Here is a 704-nt window from a genome sequence, read left to right on the forward strand (position 1 = left end):
GGCTTCGTCGACGTCGGCCACCACTTCGGCGTGGCCGATGCCGCGCCACAGCACCAGGCGCAGCCGACCGGCGAGGTTCTTCTTGTCCAGGCGCATGCGTGCCAGCAGCGCGTCGGGCGCCAGACCGGCGGGAATTTCCACCGGCAGTTCGTAGCGCASCAGCAGGTCGCGCAGCTGGTCGGTGTCGGCCTCGCTGCTCATGCCCAGCCGGGCGGACAGGYGAGCAGCGAGCACCATGCCTACCGCGACTGCTTCGCCATGGTTGAGGTTGTCGTTGCCGGGCGCGCCGTAGCCCTGTTCGGTTTCGATGGCATGGCCGAAGGTGTGGCCGAGGTTGAGCAGGGCGCGTTCGCCCTTTTCCAGTGGATCGCGGGCGACGATCTCGGCCTTGTGTTCGCAACTGCGCGCGATCGCCTGGGCCAACGCGGCGTCATCGCCGGCCAGCAGCGCGGCGTGTTCGGCCTGCAGCCAGCGGAAGAACAGCGGATCGCCGATGGCGCCGTACTTGATCACTTCGGCCAGCCCGGCGCGCAGTTCGCGCGGCGGCAGGGTGCGCAGGGCCGCAGTGTCGGCGATCACCGCGCGCGGCGGGTGGAACGCGCCGACCAGGTTTTTGCCTTCGGGAATGTCCACGGCGGTCTTGCCGCCGACCGAGGAATCGACCATCGCCAGCAACGAGGTCGGCAACTGCACGCAGTCCACTC

At 69.2% G+C, this 704-nt stretch carries 1 protein-coding gene; it reads right to left on the reverse strand.

Translation table 11 applies throughout. The annotated features are described in order from the left end of the window. On the reverse strand, positions 1 to 702 hold a 702-nt coding region (locus ACXJKJ_RS30645), incomplete at its 3' end, for a 3-dehydroquinate synthase family protein (protein ID WP_457395229.1). Positions 703 to 704: the final 2 nt, after the last annotated feature.

The sequence above is a fragment of the Roseateles sp. P5_E1 genome, from assembly GCF_054049335.1.